General features: G+C 31.3%; 18 protein-coding genes. 7 read left to right on the forward strand and 11 right to left on the reverse strand.

Annotation, left to right across the window (positions count from 1 at the left end; translation table 11 throughout):
* Positions 1-89 precede the first annotated feature (89 nt).
* The 8 genes from WA340_RS10605 to WA340_RS10640 form a co-directional block, all read right to left on the reverse strand.
* A complete protein-coding gene (locus WA340_RS10605; RefSeq protein ID WP_336129012.1) occupies positions 90-2336 on the reverse strand; it encodes a TonB-dependent receptor in 2247 nt (748 codons plus the stop codon).
* A gap of 76 nt (positions 2337-2412) precedes the next feature.
* Positions 2413-2655: a hypothetical protein gene (locus tag WA340_RS10610; RefSeq protein ID WP_336129014.1), complete on the reverse strand. Its 243-nt coding sequence runs from the start codon at positions 2653-2655 to the stop codon at positions 2413-2415.
* A gap of 95 nt (positions 2656-2750) precedes the next feature.
* Entirely contained in the window at positions 2751-3242 is a 492-nt protein-coding gene (locus WA340_RS10615) for a DUF6787 family protein (protein WP_336129016.1), read from the reverse strand.
* A 35-nt stretch (positions 3243-3277) separates the two neighbouring features.
* Positions 3278-3709, reverse strand: a complete 432-nt coding sequence (locus tag WA340_RS10620; RefSeq protein ID WP_336129018.1) for a DUF6146 family protein — start codon at positions 3707-3709, stop codon at positions 3278-3280.
* 88 nt (positions 3710-3797) lie between these two features.
* Positions 3798-4436 (reverse strand): DUF937 domain-containing protein, encoded by a 639-nt coding sequence (locus WA340_RS10625; RefSeq protein ID WP_336129020.1) that lies wholly within the window; start codon positions 4434-4436, stop codon positions 3798-3800.
* Positions 4437-4557: 121 nt separating this feature from the next.
* Positions 4558-5514 carry a D-2-hydroxyacid dehydrogenase gene (locus WA340_RS10630; RefSeq protein WP_336129021.1) on the reverse strand — a complete coding sequence of 319 codons (957 nt, stop codon included), beginning with the start codon at positions 5512-5514 and terminating at the stop codon, positions 4558-4560.
* 31 nt (positions 5515-5545) lie between these two features.
* Positions 5546-6607 carry a 3-phosphoserine/phosphohydroxythreonine transaminase gene (serC, locus tag WA340_RS10635; protein WP_027878946.1) on the reverse strand — a complete coding sequence of 354 codons (1062 nt, stop codon included), beginning with the start codon at positions 6605-6607 and terminating at the stop codon, positions 5546-5548.
* A gap of 115 nt (positions 6608-6722) precedes the next feature.
* Positions 6723-7784: an acyl-CoA reductase gene (locus WA340_RS10640; RefSeq protein ID WP_336069436.1), complete on the reverse strand. Its 1062-nt coding sequence runs from the start codon at positions 7782-7784 to the stop codon at positions 6723-6725.
* Positions 7785-7855: 71 nt separating this feature from the next.
* Here WA340_RS10640 and WA340_RS10645 point away from each other — a divergent pair, with 71 nt between their 5' ends.
* The 5 genes from WA340_RS10645 to WA340_RS10665 all read left to right on the forward strand — a co-directional run bounded on the left by WA340_RS10645 (position 7856) and on the right by WA340_RS10665 (position 14746).
* Positions 7856-8209 (forward strand): 4Fe-4S dicluster domain-containing protein, encoded by a 354-nt coding sequence (locus WA340_RS10645; RefSeq protein WP_106677846.1) that lies wholly within the window; start codon positions 7856-7858, stop codon positions 8207-8209.
* 99 nt (positions 8210-8308) lie between these two features.
* Positions 8309-9403: a redox-regulated ATPase YchF gene (ychF, locus tag WA340_RS10650; RefSeq protein ID WP_106677843.1), complete on the forward strand. Its 1095-nt coding sequence runs from the start codon at positions 8309-8311 to the stop codon at positions 9401-9403.
* 265 nt (positions 9404-9668) lie between these two features.
* Positions 9669-11525, forward strand: a complete 1857-nt coding sequence (locus WA340_RS10655) for a DNA topoisomerase IV subunit B (protein ID WP_027878950.1) — start codon at positions 9669-9671, stop codon at positions 11523-11525.
* 1 nt (position 11526) lies between these two features.
* Positions 11527-12057, forward strand: a complete 531-nt coding sequence (locus WA340_RS10660; RefSeq protein ID WP_336129024.1) for a hypothetical protein — start codon at positions 11527-11529, stop codon at positions 12055-12057.
* A 55-nt stretch (positions 12058-12112) separates the two neighbouring features.
* Positions 12113-14746, forward strand: coding sequence for a DNA gyrase/topoisomerase IV subunit A (locus WA340_RS10665; protein WP_336129026.1), 2634 nt, complete (start codon positions 12113-12115; stop codon positions 14744-14746).
* Here WA340_RS10665 and WA340_RS10670 read toward each other — a convergent pair.
* The 3 genes from WA340_RS10670 to WA340_RS10680 all read right to left on the reverse strand — a co-directional run bounded on the left by WA340_RS10670 (position 14733) and on the right by WA340_RS10680 (position 16426).
* A complete protein-coding gene (locus WA340_RS10670) occupies positions 14733-15530 on the reverse strand; it encodes a TerC family protein (protein ID WP_304141472.1) in 798 nt (265 codons plus the stop codon). The two genes, WA340_RS10665 and WA340_RS10670, sit on opposite strands and share 14 nt — an antisense overlap.
* Positions 15531-15532: 2 nt before the next feature.
* A complete protein-coding gene (locus WA340_RS10675; RefSeq protein ID WP_027878954.1) occupies positions 15533-15904 on the reverse strand; it encodes a hypothetical protein in 372 nt (123 codons plus the stop codon).
* Positions 15905-16003: 99 nt separating this feature from the next.
* Positions 16004-16426 (reverse strand): helix-turn-helix domain-containing protein, encoded by a 423-nt coding sequence (locus WA340_RS10680; RefSeq protein ID WP_336129029.1) that lies wholly within the window; start codon positions 16424-16426, stop codon positions 16004-16006.
* 312 nt (positions 16427-16738) lie between these two features.
* Between WA340_RS10680 and WA340_RS10685 the strand changes: the two genes are divergently transcribed.
* Entirely contained in the window at positions 16739-17875 is a 1137-nt protein-coding gene (locus WA340_RS10685; protein WP_336129030.1) for a M14 family zinc carboxypeptidase, read from the forward strand.
* 73 nt (positions 17876-17948) lie between these two features.
* Positions 17949-18428: an Lrp/AsnC family transcriptional regulator gene (locus tag WA340_RS10690; RefSeq protein ID WP_027878957.1), complete on the forward strand. Its 480-nt coding sequence runs from the start codon at positions 17949-17951 to the stop codon at positions 18426-18428.
* Positions 18429-18432: the final 4 nt, after the last annotated feature.

Raw genomic sequence — 18432 nt, forward strand, 5'->3', positions numbered from 1 at the left:
GTTTTTAAATATTCAAATATCTAAATATAAAAAAATCCCAACGCTAAGTCGGGATTTTTTTGAAGTAATCTTCACTATGTTATTAACAGTTATAAGGTATAATTTAAACCAAAACTAATATTGCGTCCCATATTAGCAATACCATCTGTTTTTAAGCGTGATAAATGGTTAATGTACACTTTGTCGGTTAAGTTAGTACCTGCAATGCTTATATCTAAAGGATTTTTAAATAATGTAACCGTTGTGCCAACACCAGCGCTTAAAAGGTTGTAGCTTGGTGTTGTGGTTTCAAACTGGCTAACATTGTTTTGTGCAAACGTGGTGCGTAGTTTTACAAATGCATAACTTTTTTTTAGGGTATTGGTATTAAACTCTGCACGTAACGTATTGGTTAAACTGTTAGCAGGTATTAATGGTAAATAATCATCATTATCTTGTTGTCCTGTTACGGTTTCAAAACTAGACTCTAAATGTAACCAATCTAAAGGATGCGGATGTAAGTGTACACCAAACTCGCCACCATATAAACGCGCATTACTTTGTAAATAGTTATATACAGGTGTGTTGTCTATAAAATTTCCGTTAGGCGCTAAATAGATGTAATTATTAATGTGGTTATAAAAACCGTTGGCAAAAATTTCAAAATGCTCGTTAGCATATTCTAAGGCTAAATCGGTTTGAAAGTTTTGCTCATTTTTAAGGTTTAAATTTCCTACTTCGTATCTATTTGTTCCGTGGTGAGTCCCATCAGACACTAACTCAGATAAATTTGGTGCTCTAAATCCAGTAGCTAGGTTTAATCGTGCTACGATAGCTTTAGTCACATTAGCTTTGATACCAGCAGCACCATTAAAGCTGTTAAATTGTTTAGTAATAGCATTGTCTATATCTATATTTCTGTGATCAAAACGTGCACCTAATTGCACATCAAAAGTTTCAAAATGAATATGTGATGTAGCTAACACACCAACATCATTAGTTGTTGCGTCTGGTATTAATTGTTCTTCGCCATAATTGCTGTTATTTTGAAGCATACCTTGTACACCAACAATAGTTTCAAATTTACCCATAGTAGGTAAGTTGTATTTAATGTTGTAGTTAAAGGTTTTTAGCTTCATGTGTAGTGCTGGCGCTTCGTCTTCGTGGTGCGCATCTTCGTCATGATCATGGTCGTCTTCATCTTCGTCATGGTGTTCTTCACCGTGTTCTTCGTGATGATGGTCTTCAAATTCTTGTCTATCGTTGTAGATATAACCTAAGTTAATATCTAAGCTAGAATTGTCAAAAAACCACGTACTTTTTGAACTTAAAATATGGTTGGTTAAGCTTTGGTAAGGATCTAAAGGTGTTTTTAAATCAGACTGAATTCCAATTTCCTCAGGAATACCAAGTTTAGAAAGGTTAACATTGTATCTAAAATCGGTTTTAAAATTGGTGCTTTGGTAACCTAAACCAGCCTTTAAATCTTGTTCTCTAAAACGTGTATTGGTTACTCTATAATCTTGGGTTTGATAGTCGCTATGTTCTGCTTGACCTAATCTAATTAAGAATTTAAATTTATCTGCAGATGCTTTATGCCCAAAATTAACATTGTAACCATCTGTATTTGTAAAATATCTAGTGTTTATATTAGTTACAGTACTATTTGGATCTGCAAAACGCTCAGGATTTAGATATAAAACGCCACCAAGTGCATCACTACCGTAAAGTAAAGATGCTGGACCTTTTATCACTTCGACGCTTTCTATACCAGCATCGCTAATGCCTAAACCGTGTTCTGCACCAAACTGTTGGTTTTCTAGTCGTACACCTTGCGCGTAAACTAACACACGATTACTACTTAAACCTCTAATAACAGGTTTACCAATTCCCATACCAGTTGTAATGCTTTCTACACCAGCGATATTAGTGATTCCGTCAGATAAAGTTACAGCACCTTTTGCTTTTAAAGTGCTTATTTTTTCTTGTTCAACCTTCATTACATTATCTTTTTGAAGCTTATGAAATGGCGTTGAAAGTATAACTTCACTCATTTCTATAGCAGAAGGTTTTAATTGAAATTGAAACGGACTTGTTGCTGGTAGCGTAATGTTTTCTGAAAAGGTCTCAAAACCAATCACCGAAATGGTTATTTTTTGAGCACCAGAAGGTAAATTATTAATAGTGAAATTTCCGTTGTCATCGGTAGTTGTTCCTTTTTCTAACTGCGGAAAATAAATATTTGCATAAGGAATAGGCTCTGAAGAATCATTAATGGTGACTTGTCCAGATATATAGTTTTGTGCAATTGTTACGGTAGATACCATAGCAATTAGCATAAATAAAAATTGTTTCATGTTTTTAAATATGAATTTGTATAAAGTGTTTTAAATAATAAATTTGATATCGCGAAAGCGAAATCTATAACTGCGTTTATACAAATTGTGGCGGACCACGAAGTACAATACCTAATCTCTGGTAAGAGCTAATAAATTGGTATTGAGAATGAATAGGTTTGTGATTATTTTTAACCTCTAAAAGTGCGTAACTAAATACAGAAAATGATAGCGAATTGTTGAGTTTTATTTTATAAAAGTCACAATCTACATCTAGTTGGTGTAAGTGATGATCGCTAGTTTTATCTGTACACACCTCATGTTTGTGGTTTTCAAACACATGCAATGCTTTTACTGTCGCAGGTAGTAATACCGTAACAACAAGTAAAGTATAAGCGCTAAGCTTTTTGATATGATATGTTTAATAGTGTACATTTATTCGTTTAAAAAACGTCCTAAACCAAAACGTTTTAGCATTTTCTTTTCAAAGTTCCAAAAAAAATGAAATTGACCAAATAACCAACCATAAAATACTAGTAAAACTTGGTAAAAAATGAGGCCAATAATAATATATAAAATCCAATAAATAAAAGGGTTTAAGTTTTCTTTAGTAATTCCTATATATTTTATTAAAGGTCTTCCAATAAACACAGAGGAAGATCCTGTAATAGCAAATACTATAAAGATAGCTATTAATTCCCATCTATAAGTTACTTTCCATTTATCTTCTAATTTGCTAAACAAGAATAAAGTAACCTTTAATAATAGGTATGTTATAATAATAGTAAAGCTAATTTTGAAGTAAATATTTTCAAAAAATAAATTAGCTAGTTTATATCCAGAATAAAGTAAACCTAATAAGCCTAAAATAGGAAATAGAAGCTGCCAATTTTTTTGAATTTGCCAGCGTTGTTTAAATACTTTCATAGCTGTTTTTTAAGTCTGCAAAAGTACAAAACGATTTAAAAAGGAGGCACACGACCACCTAAAAGATTTTGATTATATTTATTTTGGAAGTAAATAAAGTAATTATACAATTTATAATTAAGCTCATAACCATAATCAATATTCTGTCTATAGTCAATTTGCATTTCGTACAAATTTGGATTGTAACGTTGTGGTTGCAAAACTCTGTTATTCCATGCTTGTACATAGAAAATATTTTTATTTTCTAAATAAGTTTGGTTGTAAAACCCTTCTGGTCTTGCAGTTGTATTTAACCAAACATTAAAACCTGGTTCTATTATGATTATTTCGTATTCTGTTTTATCACTAGTTATTTTAATAGTATCTCCAATTTGTGCAGAGCTATTATCTGCTTTTACAGTTTTTTTAGATGCAGTACAGCTATAAACAATTAAAATAATGCAAGCAGCTAAAGCTAAATTTTTCATCGTTCTGTTTTTACTAAAGTTACTAAAATTATAGGATAAAAAAAGCCAAACATTTTGTTTGGCTTTTTCTTGAAATATTTAATAATAATTATTTTCCAAATAATCCTCCTAAAAGTCCGCCAAGACCGCCTTTTTTCTTAGCTCCTCCTAAAACCATACCAGCTACGTCATCTACAACGCTACCATCGCCATCTGCATCTAATATTTTTTCTAAAAAGCTTTGTTCTTCTTTAGCTTCACTACCGCCAAGTAAACCACCAAGTAAACCTCCTAAGTCGTTAGTAGAACTAACGTTGTTTTGTCTTGCTTGTTTACCTAAAACACCCATTAAAATAGGTGCAGCTACTTTAAGTATGTTATCAACAGAACCAGCATCTAAACCAGCTTTTTGGCCTATTATTTGTTCTACACCTTGCTTTTTTGCACCTAAAACATGACCTAAAATTTTATCACCATCAGTTTTTACAGACTCATCAACACCACCATTAAATAATCCACCAAGGTTATCTAAAATACTACCATCATGTTTGTCCATTATAGCTCCAAGTAATCCTTGTGCGTCTTCTGGAGATGCAGAAGCGTTACGCTCCATAGCTTTCATTAATACAGGTAAAGCCATAGTTAATACGCTTCCTGTTCTGTTTTCGTCTGTTCCTGTAGATCCAGAAACACCACTAATAATTGTTTTTCCTAAATCTGAATTTAATAAGTCTAAAATACCTGCCATTTTATTATGTTTTAAAGTTTGTTTAAATTTTGTGATTGTAAATTACAAAAAAAAAGTCCCAAGCTATTCTTGAGACTTTAATTAATAATTTTTTTAAAAGAAATCCGATAAAAGGTAAATTTTAATCGTTTAAAAGCAAGCTTTTAATCTGGTCTGCTAACTCAACTCCAATTCTGTCTTGTGCTTCGTTAGTTGCTGCACCAGTATGCGGAGTTAAAGATAAGCTACTATTCATTAATAATTGAATTTCTGGTTGAGGCTCTTTTTCAAAAACGTCTAGTGCTGCTCTTGCTACTTTTCCGCTTTCAATAGCATTAACTAGAGCGATTTCGTCTAAAACGCCACCACGAGCTGCATTTACAATAATAACACCTTCTTTCATTTTATCAAATTCGTCTTTACCAATCACGTAATCTTTTTGTGCCGGTACATGAAGTGTTAAAAAGTCTGAGTTTTTGATAACTTCTTCTTTAGATACTGTTTTAATATCGAAATTTAGTTTTTGACCATCAAAAAACTCTAATTCTAAATCAGCCTTTTCAATAAATGGATCAAAAGCAATTACTTTCATTCCTGCACCAATAGCTACTTTTGCTGTAGCTTGTCCAATACGACCAAAACCAATAATACCTAGTGTTTTTCCTTTTAATTCGGTTCCTTTAGCATATGCTTTTTTAAGCTCTTTAAATTTAGAATCTCCATCTAAAGGCATATCTCTGTTGGCATTGTGTAAAAATCTTGCTAAACCATAAAGATGAGCAAAAACTAGTTCGGCAACAGAATGTGAAGATGCAGCAGGTGTATTAATTACATGGATACCTTTTTGACGTGCATAGTCTACATCGATATTATCCATACCAACGCCACCACGACCTATTATTTTTAGTTCTGGACAAGCGTCAATTATGTCTTTTCTAACTTTTGTTGCGCTTCTTACTAAAAGTACAGTTATATTATTGTTATTAATATAATTTATTAATTGTTCTTGTGCTACAGTAGTGGTATTAACTTCAAATCCAGCAGCTTCTAAAGCTTCGATTCCGCTATTTGATATACCATCGTTTGCTAATACTTTCATTATTATATTTTCTTTTTCTGTTTAAAAATGATTAAGCTTTACTTTCTAATTCGCTCATAACTTCAACTAATACTTTAACACTGTCTAGTGATAAAGCATTATACATACTTGCACGGTAACCACCAACACTTCTGTGTCCGTTAAGTCCGTTAATACCAGCTTCTTTCCACATAGTATCAAAAGTTTCTTTTAAATCGTCGTTTGTTAATGTAAAAGTTGCATTCATGTAAGAACGATCTTCTTTAGCAGCAAATCCTTTAAATAGAGGATTTAAATCTATTTCAGAATAAATTAAACGTGCTTTCTTTTCGTTTTCTTCTTCAATTGCTTTAATACCTCCTAAATCTTTTAACCATTGTAATGTTAACATGCTAGTATATACTGCAAATACTGGAGGCGTATTAAACATTGAACTTTTTTCAATATGCACTTTGTAGTCTAACATAGAAGGTATTTTGCGTGACACTTTACCTAAAACATCTTCTTTTACTATAACTAGAGTAGTACCAGCAGGACCCATATTTTTTTGAGCACCAGCATAAATAATGTCAAATTTTGAAAAATCTAAGGTTCTTGAAAATATGTCAGAACTCATATCACAAACCATTGGTATTGGTGAGTTTGGAAACTCTTTTATTTGTGTTCCAAAAATGGTATTGTTAGATGTACAGTGAAAATAATCGTAATCTTCTGGGATTTCGTATCCTTTAGGGATATAATTGTAATTAGCATTTTTAGAAGACGCAACTTCAATAATGTCATCAAAGATTTTAGCTTCTTTAATAGCTTTGTCAGACCAAGTTCCTGTGTTTAAATATGCCGCTCTTTTTTCTAACATATTTTGAGCAACCATTAAAAATTGCATACTTGCACCACCTTGTAAAAATAAAGCTTTATAACCTTTGCCTTCTAAACCAAGTAATTCTAAAGCCAAAGATCTTGCTTGCTCCATAATATCTACAAAGGATTTACTTCTATGAGAAATTTCAATTAAAGATAATCCGTTGTCATAGTCTAAAACCGCTTGAGAGGCTTTTTGTAATACTTCTTGAGGCAATACGCATGGTCCTGCGCTAAAATTGTGTCTTTGCATTTTTTAATATTTTATGCATACACTGTAAAAGATTTACAGTATATATAGTTTGTTTAGCATTACAAAGGTGCTAATTAATACTGTAAAAAATGTTATTAATATGATAATTTATCAACTATATTTTTAACAAAAACTCAATAGTATTAATATCATCTGCGTAGTCCCAAAGTTGTGGTTTTTGGGTCATACCAAAATCTACATCGTTTTCGGTTAGCCCTTTAGACACAACACATTGAATTAAATCTTTATCAATGTTTAGTTTGTTTTGAAGTTGTTCTAAACTATCATAGTATTCATAAAAAACAGTTGCGATAGGAGATGCGTAGCTTTGGTCTTCTTTAATCATTAAAAAACCATTTTCTAGCATGTCAAATTCGCTCATTAAATAGACTGCTTTATTATAATCATAATTATTAGTGTATTTAGCCTCTTCAATTATAGGATGCCATTTATACATCGCGTTAAAAAAGCTATCAAAATTATAGTCTTTTGGTACAAATAGTTTTGAAACGTTGCGACAGCCTAACCCATAATATCTAAAAATATCTTCTGATAAGGCATTAAGTTGATCTTCAGTTTCATCACCAGTTAAAACTGCTACCGAGTTTCTGTTTTGCCTAATTATTGATGGTTTATTTTTAAAATAATACTCAAAATATCTAGCAGTATTGTTGCTACCTGTTGCTATCACAGCATCAAAATCTTGAAGTTTGTCTTCGGTAAATGTTATTTTTCCTTTTAATTCAGGAGAAACATATTCTAAATATTTAGCTAAAAAAGGTAAAAGGTGTTTATCGTTAGACGATTGCTTTACCAACACATCATGTCCAGTGATTAAAACACTTAAAAAGTCGTGAAATCCAACCAAAGGGATATTTCCTGCCATTATAATAGCTACTTTTTTTGGCTTGACTTCGTTTAAATTATAACTTAATAACCATTGCTTTAAATTGTTTTCAGTCAATAAATTAGCCCAGCCTTCTAAAGCGAATAAAATATTGTTTTCAGTAAACCAGCCATTATGTTCTTTGGCTAATTTTATTTGATGTTTAAATCCATCAAAAAACAAGTCATTATGTAGAACATTTTCTTTTTTTTCAATTCCTTTAGTAGTAAATTGGCTTAAAAATTGGCCTAATTCGGCGAAAGCTGTAGTTATGTAATATTTGTTACCCATTATAATTTGTATAACCGTATTTTTGGCTTTATTTTTGTACAAAGTTAAGTAAACAAAAACGAAATTACGCTATGGCAATTATTATAACAGACGAATGTATAAACTGCGGAGCTTGTGAGCCAGAATGCCCAAACACTGCAATTTACGAAGGTGCTGACGATTGGAGATATAAAGACGGAACAAGTTTAGAAGGTAAATTGGTTTTACCTGATGGAAAAGAAGTTGATGCAGATGAGGCGCAAGAGCCTTTAAGTGATGAGATTTATTACATTGTCCCTGATAAATGTACAGAATGTAAAGGATTTCATGAAGAGCCGCAATGTGCTGCAGTTTGTCCTGTAGACTGTTGTGTACCTGATGATGATCATGTAGAAAGTGAAGAAACCTTACTTGGTAAACAAAAATTTATGCATCCTGATGGATAACATAATATTTATCTAAAAAATTAAAATCTCAAGTTAACACTTGGGATTTTTTATTGGATTAATGTGTACATTTGCACTCGTTAAAAATAAAATATAACAATGAAAGCAGGAATTGTAGGCTTACCAAACGTAGGAAAATCGACTTTATTTAATTGTTTGTCTAATGCAAAAGCGCAAAGTGCAAACTTTCCGTTTTGTACGATAGAGCCTAATATTGGTGTGGTAAATGTACCAGATCCAAGGTTGGAAAAGTTAGAAAGTTTAGTAAAACCAGAACGTGTTTTACCAGCAACAGTAGAAATTGTTGATATCGCTGGATTAGTAAAAGGAGCTAGTAAAGGAGAAGGTTTAGGTAATCAATTTTTAGCAAATATTAGAGAAACAGATGCAATTTTACACGTGTTACGCTGTTTTGATAACGATAATATTGTTCATGTAGATGGTAGTGTTGATCCAATAAGAGATAAAGAAACTATAGATATAGAGCTGCAATTAAAAGACTTAGAAACAGTAGAAAAAAAGCTTGACAAAGTAAAAAGAGCTGCAAAAACAGGCGATAAAGAAGCTCAAAAAGAAGAAGCTGTTTTATTAAAAATTAAGGAAGCTTTAGAGGCAGGAACATCGATTAGAGCTTTAGATTTTTCTGAAGAAGACCATAAAGCTTACGTAAAACCATTACAATTTATTACAGAAAAGCCAGTAATGTATGTGTGTAATGTAGACGAAGGTAGTGCTGTTTCTGGTAATGAATATGTCGAAAAAGTTCGTGAAAACGTAAAAAATGAAAATGCTGAAGTTTTAGTATTAGCAGTAGGCACAGAAGCAGATATCAATGAATTAGATGATTACGAAGAGCGCCAAATGTTTCTACAAGATATAGGATTAGACGAACCTGGATCTGCAAAATTAATCCGTTCTGCTTATAAATTATTAAACCAACAAACCTACTTTACTGCAGGAGTTAAAGAAGTAAGAGCTTGGACTGTAAATGTAGGTGCAACTGCACCACAAGCAGCAGGAGTAATTCATACCGATTTTGAAAAAGGATTTATTAGAGCAGAAGTTATTGCTTATAATGATTATGTTGAGTTTGGTAGCGAAGCTAAAGTAAAAGAAGCTGGTAAAATGCGTGTTGAAGGTAAAGAATACATCGTAAAAGATGGAGATGTGATGCATTTTAGATTTAATGTGTAATTAACATTTTAGATTGCTTCACAATTAGATATTAAGATTTAAGACATTAAAAACGAGATGAAAATTCATCTCGTTTTTTTGTTTAGAAGTGACTGAGTTAAAATGAAAACACAAGCGAATGATTGAAAATTCGTGAAATTCGTGTCAGAAAAATTATATTCCAACTTATCAAAATATATTGTTAATTAATTTCATAGTCTACTATTTCATTTTTTACTGGGTTGTATTATATTAGCAACATATCTCACATTTTGCACCTAAATTTATGTCAGAACAAACAAATTATACCGAAGACAATATACGCTCGTTAGACTGGAAAGAACACATCCGTATGCGACCTGGTATGTATATTGGTAAACTTGGTGATGGATCTTCGCCAGACGACGGTATATACATTCTGCTTAAAGAAGTATTAGACAACTCGATAGACGAGTTTGTTATGGGCGCAGGAAAAACCATTGAGATTTCCATACAAGGTAATAAAGTAATCGTTCGCGATTATGGTCGTGGTATTCCATTAGGAAAAGTTGTAGACGTCGTGTCTAAAATGAATACCGGTGGTAAATACGATTCTAAAGCCTTTAAAAAATCGGTTGGACTTAACGGTGTTGGTACAAAAGCAGTTAACGCTTTATCAACATATTTTAGAGTAGAATCATCACGTGATGGTAAAAGTGCATCTGCAGATTTTGAGCAAGGAAACCTTGTAGATCAAGAGTTTTTAGAAGAAACGTCAAGACGAAAAGGAACAAAAGTCTCATTTATTCCTGACGAAACTATCTTTAAAAATTACAAGTTTCGTCATGAGTATGTAGCAAAAATGCTTAAAAACTATGTGTACTTAAATCCAGGTTTAACCATAGTTTTTAATGGCGAAAAATACTTTAGTGAAAATGGATTAAAAGATCTTCTTTCAGAAAAAATAAAAGAAGACGATCAACTTTATCCAATAATACACTTACGTGGTGACGATATTGAAGTAGCAATAACGCACAGTAAAACACAATATAGCGAAGATTACAACAGTTTTGTAAACGGACAAAACACAACGCAAGGAGGAACGCATTTAAATGCTTTTAGAGAAGCTATTGTAAAAACTATCAGAGATTTTTATGGTAAAAATTACGATGCTTCAGATGTTAGAAAGTCTATTGTTTCTGCAATTGCCATAAAGGTAATGGAACCAGTTTTTGAAAGTCAGACTAAAACAAAATTAGGTTCTACAGATATGGGTGGAGACTTACCAACCGTTAGAACTTATGTTAACGATTTTATCAAAACGTACTTAGATAACTTTCTACATAAAAATACAGAAACAGCCGAAAAGCTTCAACGTAAAATATTACAAGCCGAACGTGAACGTAAAGAGCTTTCTGGTATTAGAAAATTAGCTAAAGATCGTGCTAAAAAGGCAAGTCTTCATAATAAAAAATTAAGAGATTGTCGTGTGCATTTTGGTGATACAAAAAACGAAAGAAATCTAGAAACTACATTGTTTATAACTGAGGGAGATTCGGCTTCGGGAAGTATCACAAAATCTAGAGATGTTAATACGCAAGCGGTTTTTAGTTTAAAAGGAAAGCCGTTAAACAGTTACGGTTTAACCAAAAAAATAGTTTACGAAAACGAAGAGTTTAATCTACTTCAAGCAGCTTTAAATATAGAAGAATCTTTAGAAGATTTACGTTACAATAACATCGTAATTGCAACCGATGCCGATGTAGATGGTATGCATATTAGACTGTTGTTAATTACTTTTTTCTTACAGTTTTTTCCAGAAGTTATTAAAAACGGACATCTTTACATCTTACAAACACCATTATTTAGGGTAAGAAACAAAAAAGAAACTATTTATTGTTACAGTGAAGAAGAACGTCGTAACGCTATAGAAAAACTAAAGCCAAAACCAGAAATTACACGATTTAAAGGTTTAGGTGAAATTAGTCCAGACGAATTTAAACATTTCATAGGTGACGATATAAGACTTGATCCTGTAATGCTTGACGATAATATGTCTATAGAAGAATTATTGTCTTTTTACATGGGTAAAAACACACCATCGCGACAAGAGTTTATTATAGATAACTTAAAGGTTGAAATGGATTTAATAGAAGAGAAGTAGGATGAAATATAAAGCTATATTAAATTTATTATTTGTTTTATTCTTATGTTTTAATTGTTCTTCTAATGATGATAACATAACTAATGAGACTCAAAGTTGTACAAAAACAATAACCATAACTCAGTTTTATATTCTTGACGGAGCATCTTACAGCTATAACACAGAACAAGAAGTGCCTTGTGATTTTCCAGAGCCAACTGATGCAGAACAAATAGAACCTCAAAAATTAGAAGACTTTAGCTATAATGTAATTCAGTTTGAATACACACAAGACACAGGTAATAATACGTCTAGATTACAATTTGAAATTCAATTAAATAACCTTAGCGACCAACCAGTAGAAGGTATACAAAGAATAACTATTAATTCAGATAATATCCAATTTTCAACTAATTATGGCATAAATTCTTGTACATCAATTGATGCAAATTCAAGTTGTGTTATTACATATGATGTTGAAGAGCCGCATTCAACAGGCATATCAAATACTTTTGAATTGATAGATGTAGAATATTATTTAACTATCGAATAATTAAAACTTATATTTAAGTCTAAATAAATAATTTCCTTTAAAAAGGAATAACAATATGGCAGAAGAAGAAAACGAAGACTTAACAAACGACCAAAACCAAGACGCTAACGAAACCATTACCAGGATTACTGGTATGTATAAAGAATGGTTTTTAGATTATGCGTCTTATGTTATTTTAGAACGTGCGGTACCAGCAATAGAAGATGGTTTTAAACCAGTGCAACGTCGTATCATGCATTCTATGAAAGACTTAGATGATGGTCGTTACAATAAAGTAGCTAATATTGTTGGTCATACCATGCAATATCATCCGCATGGTGACGCCAGTATTGCAGACGCTATGGTACAAATTGGTCAAAAAGACCTATTAATTGATACACAAGGTAACTGGGGAAATATCCTTACCGGAGATAGCGCAGCAGCATCACGTTATATCGAAGCACGTCTTTCTAAATTTGCTTTAGACGTCGTTTATAATCCAAAAATTACTGAATGGCAAGCGTCTTACGATGGTAGACGTAAGGAGCCAATTAATTTACCAGTAATGTTTCCGTTATTGTTAGCACAAGGCGGAGAAGGTATTGCAGTAGGATTATCAACAAAAATATTACCACATAATTTTATAGAGCTTATCGATGCGTCTGTCAAGCATCTTCAAGGTAAGCGTTTTACAATTTTACCAGATTTTCCAACTGCAGGTATTGCAGATTGTGGCGATTATAACGATGGTATGCGTGGCGGAAAAGTTCGTGTGCGTGCAAAAATTTCGCAATACGATAAAAACACATTGGTAATTACCGAAGTGCCTTTTGGTACAACAACATCGTCGTTAATAGATTCTATCTTAAAAGCGAACGACAAAGGTAAAATCAAAATCAAAAAAATAGAAGATAATACTGCTGCAGAAGTAGAAATCTTGGTGCATTTACCGTCAGGAATTTCGCCAGATAAAACTATAGATGCACTTTACGCTTTTACAAATTGCGAAATCTCTATTTCGCCATTAGGCTGTGTGATTGAAGATAACAAACCGTTATTTATAGGTGTTTCTGAAATGTTACGTCGTAGTACAGACAACACAGTTCAGTTATTAAAACAAGAATTAGAAATCAAACTTAACGAGTTTGAAGAGCAGTGGCATTTTGCATCGTTAGAACGTATTTTTATAGAAAACCGTATCTATCGTGATATTGAAGAGGAAGAAACTTGGGAAGGTGTTATCCAAGCAATAGACAAAGGACTTCAACCACATATAAAACATTTAAAACGTGCCATTACAGAAGAAGATATTGTACGTTTAACCGAAATTAGAATTAAACGAATTTCTAAATTCGATATCGATAAAGCGCAACAAAAAATTGATGCTTTAGAAGATCAAATTGCTGAAGTTAAACATCATTTAGCTAACCTAATAGATTACGCAATTGCTTATTTTAAACGCTTAAAAGACACGTATAGCGAAGGTAAAGAACGTAAAACAGAACTACGCGCTTTTGAAGATGTAGATGCTACAAAAGTGGTGATTAGAAATACAAAACTTTACGTAAATAGAGAAGAAGGTTTTATTGGAACATCGTTAAGAAGAGACGAGTATGTTTGCGATTGTAGTGATATAGACGATATTATTGTATTTACAGCCGAAGGTAAAATGATGGTCACTAAAGTAGATAGTAAAACCTTTATCGGTAAAAATATTATTCACGTTGCAGTCTTTAAAAAGAAGGACAAGCGTACTATTTACAATATGATTTATCGCGATGGAAGCAAAGGACCTTCGTATATCAAACGTTTTGCGGTAACTTCAATAACAAGAGATAGAGAATACGACTTAACTAACGGAAATAAAGCAAGTAAAGTTTGGTATTTTTCTGCAAACCCAAATGGTGAAGCAGAAGTTATCACCGTATTCTTACGTCAAGTAGGAAGTATCAAAAAGCTAAAATGGGATATAGATTTTGCAGACATTTTAATAAAAGGTCGTGCAAGTAAAGGTAATGTAGTTACCAAATATGCCATCAAAAAAATAGAGTTAAAAGAAAAAGGTGTATCTACGCTAAAGCCTCGAAAAATATGGTTTGACGATACTGTTCAGCGTTTAAATGTAGACGGAAGAGGTGAATTGTTAGGCGAATTTAGAGGTGAAGATCGATTGTTAGTTGTCAATCAACGTGGTTACGCAAAAACCATAATTCCAGAGGTAACAACGCATTTTGATGACGATATGATTGTGTTAGAAAAATGGATACCTAAAAAGCCAATTTCAGCAATTTATTATGATGGTGATAAAGAACGTTACTACGTAAAACGTTTTTTAATTGAAAACGAAAGCAAAGAAGATTTATTTATATCAGAACATCCAAAATCACAATTAGAAATTGTGTCTACCGATTGGAAACCTATGGCGGAAGTAGAATTTACTAAAGAAAGAGGTAAAGATAGAAAGGAAAATCTTCAAGTTAATTTAGAAGAATTTATAGCAATTAAAGGTATAAATGCTCTTGGTAATCAATTAACTAAAGATAAGGTTAACCAAATAAGTCTTTTAGATCCTTTACCATATGAAGCGCCAGAAGACGTTCCTGCAGATACCATTGATGTAATAGACGAAGAAGATGTTTCTTCAAAACCGTCAGAAGACTTAGAAGAAGGAAGTAATCTTGATGATTCCGGTCAACCTACACTTTTTTAGTAGGTTTTTTGCTTATTTTCTGATTTAAAAATTCGACAAATAAAGAAAATGCAATAGCAAAATATAGATATCCTTTAGGTATTGCACCAACTTTTTTATCAAAGAAAGTTGTGTGAGATAAATGACCAGCTTCTGTAATTAGCATAAATCCAATTAGGATTAAAAAAGACAGCCCAAGTATTTGTATACTTGGGTTTTTGTCTATAAAGCGTCTAATTTTATTAGCAAAACCAATCATTATAATTATTGAAATAACAACCGCAATTATCATTAAAATTAAATTGTAGTTGTGATTATCTGATAAACCATTAGTCATACCAACAGCTGTTAAAATAGAATCTATAGAGAAAATAAAATCTATAATTAATATTTGTATAATAGCTTGTTGTAAAGATTTAATAGCTTTGCCTTTAACTTCATCTTCATCATGTTTTGGATCAGAGACTTTTTCTCTTATTTCAGAAGTACTTTTGTATATTAAAAATAATCCTCCAACAAATAAAATTATGGCTTGCCAGCTTAATTCTAAATGCATCCAATTTAAATCTAAAGTATAAAAAGGCTTAGATAAACCAACTAAAAAAGACACAAAAAACAACAAAATAATACGTTGTACCATTGCTAGTAAAAGTCCAATATTTGTGACTTTACCACGTTGTTCTTCAGGAAGTTTATTTGCAGCGATAGAGATAAACACAATATTGTCTATTCCTAAAATTATCTCTAAAAATGTAAGCGTTAGTAATGCAAAAATGGCATCACTAGAGGTTAAAAACTCTATCATGTTTATTGTTGTTTATAAGCTATACCTTTTTGTTTTTTAGATTCGCCAACATAAGAATATTCAAAGGTATAAGTAGAATCTGTTGTGGTTAATATCTTTAAATGAATATCTTTTTGCTCTGCCATACTCTTTGGATTTATAGTTTTAAAAATAACTTCGCAATTATTAATCCATCGTAAAGAAGAACTATCGGTTTTACCTTCGTAAGTTTCTACTTGTAGCGTATCATTTCTAAAAAATGTAGACTTATACAGTTTATCATTAATGGTTACTTCGCTAGTAAATTTACCTGTTTTAAAATCTTTACAATTTCTTTCAACCTGATAACAACTAAATAGACTTAATGTTAAAAGCAAAAGGATAAAATGTTTCATAAAAAAATATTTACTACAAAATTACAAAACTAGCTTATTAAAATCGTATAATTTTTCACCTACTTATAACTTTCGTATTTGAAAATTTTATGGACTTAGTTACGAATTCTCAAAATTTTGAAAACTACCATCCTTATAAAAAATCACAATACGATCAATTTCTTTTTTTGAATTTTGTTCAATTCGTGAAATTGAAGTCGAATTTGTTTCTTGAGTTTTCTCTTCAACTTTAGAAAATAAATTTTGTGATTCTGGTCGAGTAGGAATTTCAGATTTAATTTCTGTTGAATTTTTTTCAGCAGGAAAATTTCCTTTGCCATTTAACAACCAATACAATTCTACTTCAGGATAAGAGGATAGGACTTTTAAAACAAATTCTAAACTTGGCTTATTTCTACCAGATAGTATGTGCGAAATACTTGAGCGTTGCACACCGATTTTTTCAGCAAAAGAAGAGCCGCTTTCACCGTAATAATCTATGACTTTTTGAAGTCTTTTAGCAAATTCTGTATTGTTTATCATAGTGATACAAATGTAAACAAAGCAGTTCAAATTTCAATGTTACAATTGTAAAAAAATAGTTAATTATGTAAATATTACTGCTTATTTACAGCGCAAACATTTAAACTTGAACTTTAAATAAACAACATAATTAACTGATAAACAATTATTAACATGTGCTTATTGTTTAATTAAGCTTTCATCTACTTTCTTAATTAAAAAGCCCTTTAATACTGATTACAGATGTTTACAAACGTAAATTACAATTGTGAATTATGCTGTTTACATTTGTAAAATTTAGATTGTTTACATTTGTAACGTATAAAATTTAATATGACAATTACAGACTTAAACACTAGATATAAACAAGATAAAGAACACACTTTATTTGGGCGTTATATTTCATTAAATGACATAGCTCCTTTAATAGATAAATTACCTTCAAATTTTATAACTGAAATTATTGGACGTTCTGTATTAGATCAAAAGATCTACTCTATAACTATTGGTAATGGACCAAAAAAAATACTAATGTGGTCGCAAATGCACGGTAACGAGTCTACAACCACCAAAGCAATTTTTGACTTATTAAACAGCTTTAAAAACAATTATTTTGATGATATATTAAAGTGCTGTACTATTAAAATAATACCGATGCTTAATCCTGATGGGGCTAAAGCTTATACTAGACTAAATGCTAATAATGTAGATTTAAACAGAGACGCTCAGGATTTATCACAACCAGAAAGTAAAGTATTGTTAGATTGTTATAATGCTTTTAAACCTGACTTTTGTTTTAATTTGCATGGGCAACGTACCATATTTAGTGCGGGTAAAACAAATAATGTTGCAACATTGTCTTTTTTATCTCCAGCAGTAAACAAAGAAAGAGATATTAATAGCACAAGAGCTATAGCTATGCAGGTTATAGCCTCGATTAATAGTTTTATGCAAACCGAGTTACCTAATCAAATTGGTCGTTATGATGACGGTTTTAATGCTAATTGTGTTGGTGATAGCTTTCAAATGAAACAAACTCCAACAATTTTATATGAAGCTGGACATTACAAAGATGACTATAATAGGGAAGAAGTAAGACGATTTACATATCAAGCTATAATAGCAGGGTTATTAAGTATAACTAAGGAAGATGTGAAAGGTGACAATTATAAGGCTTATTTTGATATACCAGAAAATCAAAAGTTATTTTATGATGTTATTATAAAAGACGCATTAATAGACCGAGAAATTAAAGATGTGGCTATTCAATTTCAAGAAAAATTGATTGATAATAAACTGAATTTTATTCCTAAAGTTGAGAAAATTTTTAAAAATGATTCTTTTTTTGCTCATAAATGGATTGAAGCCAATAATTTAGAGGTAAGGACAGTAAATAAGGAACAGTTATATGAAGGTTACGAAAACGATTTCGTTTTTGTGAATAATGTGAAAAAATCATTAAAACACTAAAAATCTTTGTTTAAAATACAGAATAATCAAAGATTTTGTACTATTTTTGCCTAAAATCTATTAATTCAATAAAATGGCAAAGTTTAAATTAGACGAAATTGATCATCAAATTCTTGACATGTTAATCGATAACACAAGAGTTCCTTTTACAGATATCGCTAAAAAATTATTAATCTCTGCTGGTACAGTTCATGTACGAGTAAAAAAGATGGAAGATGCAGGTATTATTAAAGGGTCTTCTTTAACTTTAGATTATAAAAAATTAGGATATTCTTTTATTGCTTACGTAGGAGTTTTTTTACAAAACACGTCGCAAACTACTTTTGTTTTAGAGCGTATAAACGAAATACCTTTTGTTACTGTTGCACATATTACTACAGGAAAATTTAATGTATTCTGTAAAATTAGAGCAAAAAATACAGAACACGCAAAAGATGTAATCTTTATGCTAGATGATATTGAAGGTGTTTATAGAACAGAAACAATGATATCTATGGAAGAAAGTATTAATGATAAAAAGCGTTTAATGCACAGTATTTTTAATGAGCTTTAAGCTT

It is taken from the genome of Mesoflavibacter sp. CH_XMU1422-2, assembly GCF_037029245.1.
In the GTDB taxonomy this organism is placed as follows: Bacteria; Bacteroidota; Bacteroidia; order Flavobacteriales; family Flavobacteriaceae; genus Mesoflavibacter; species Mesoflavibacter zeaxanthinifaciens.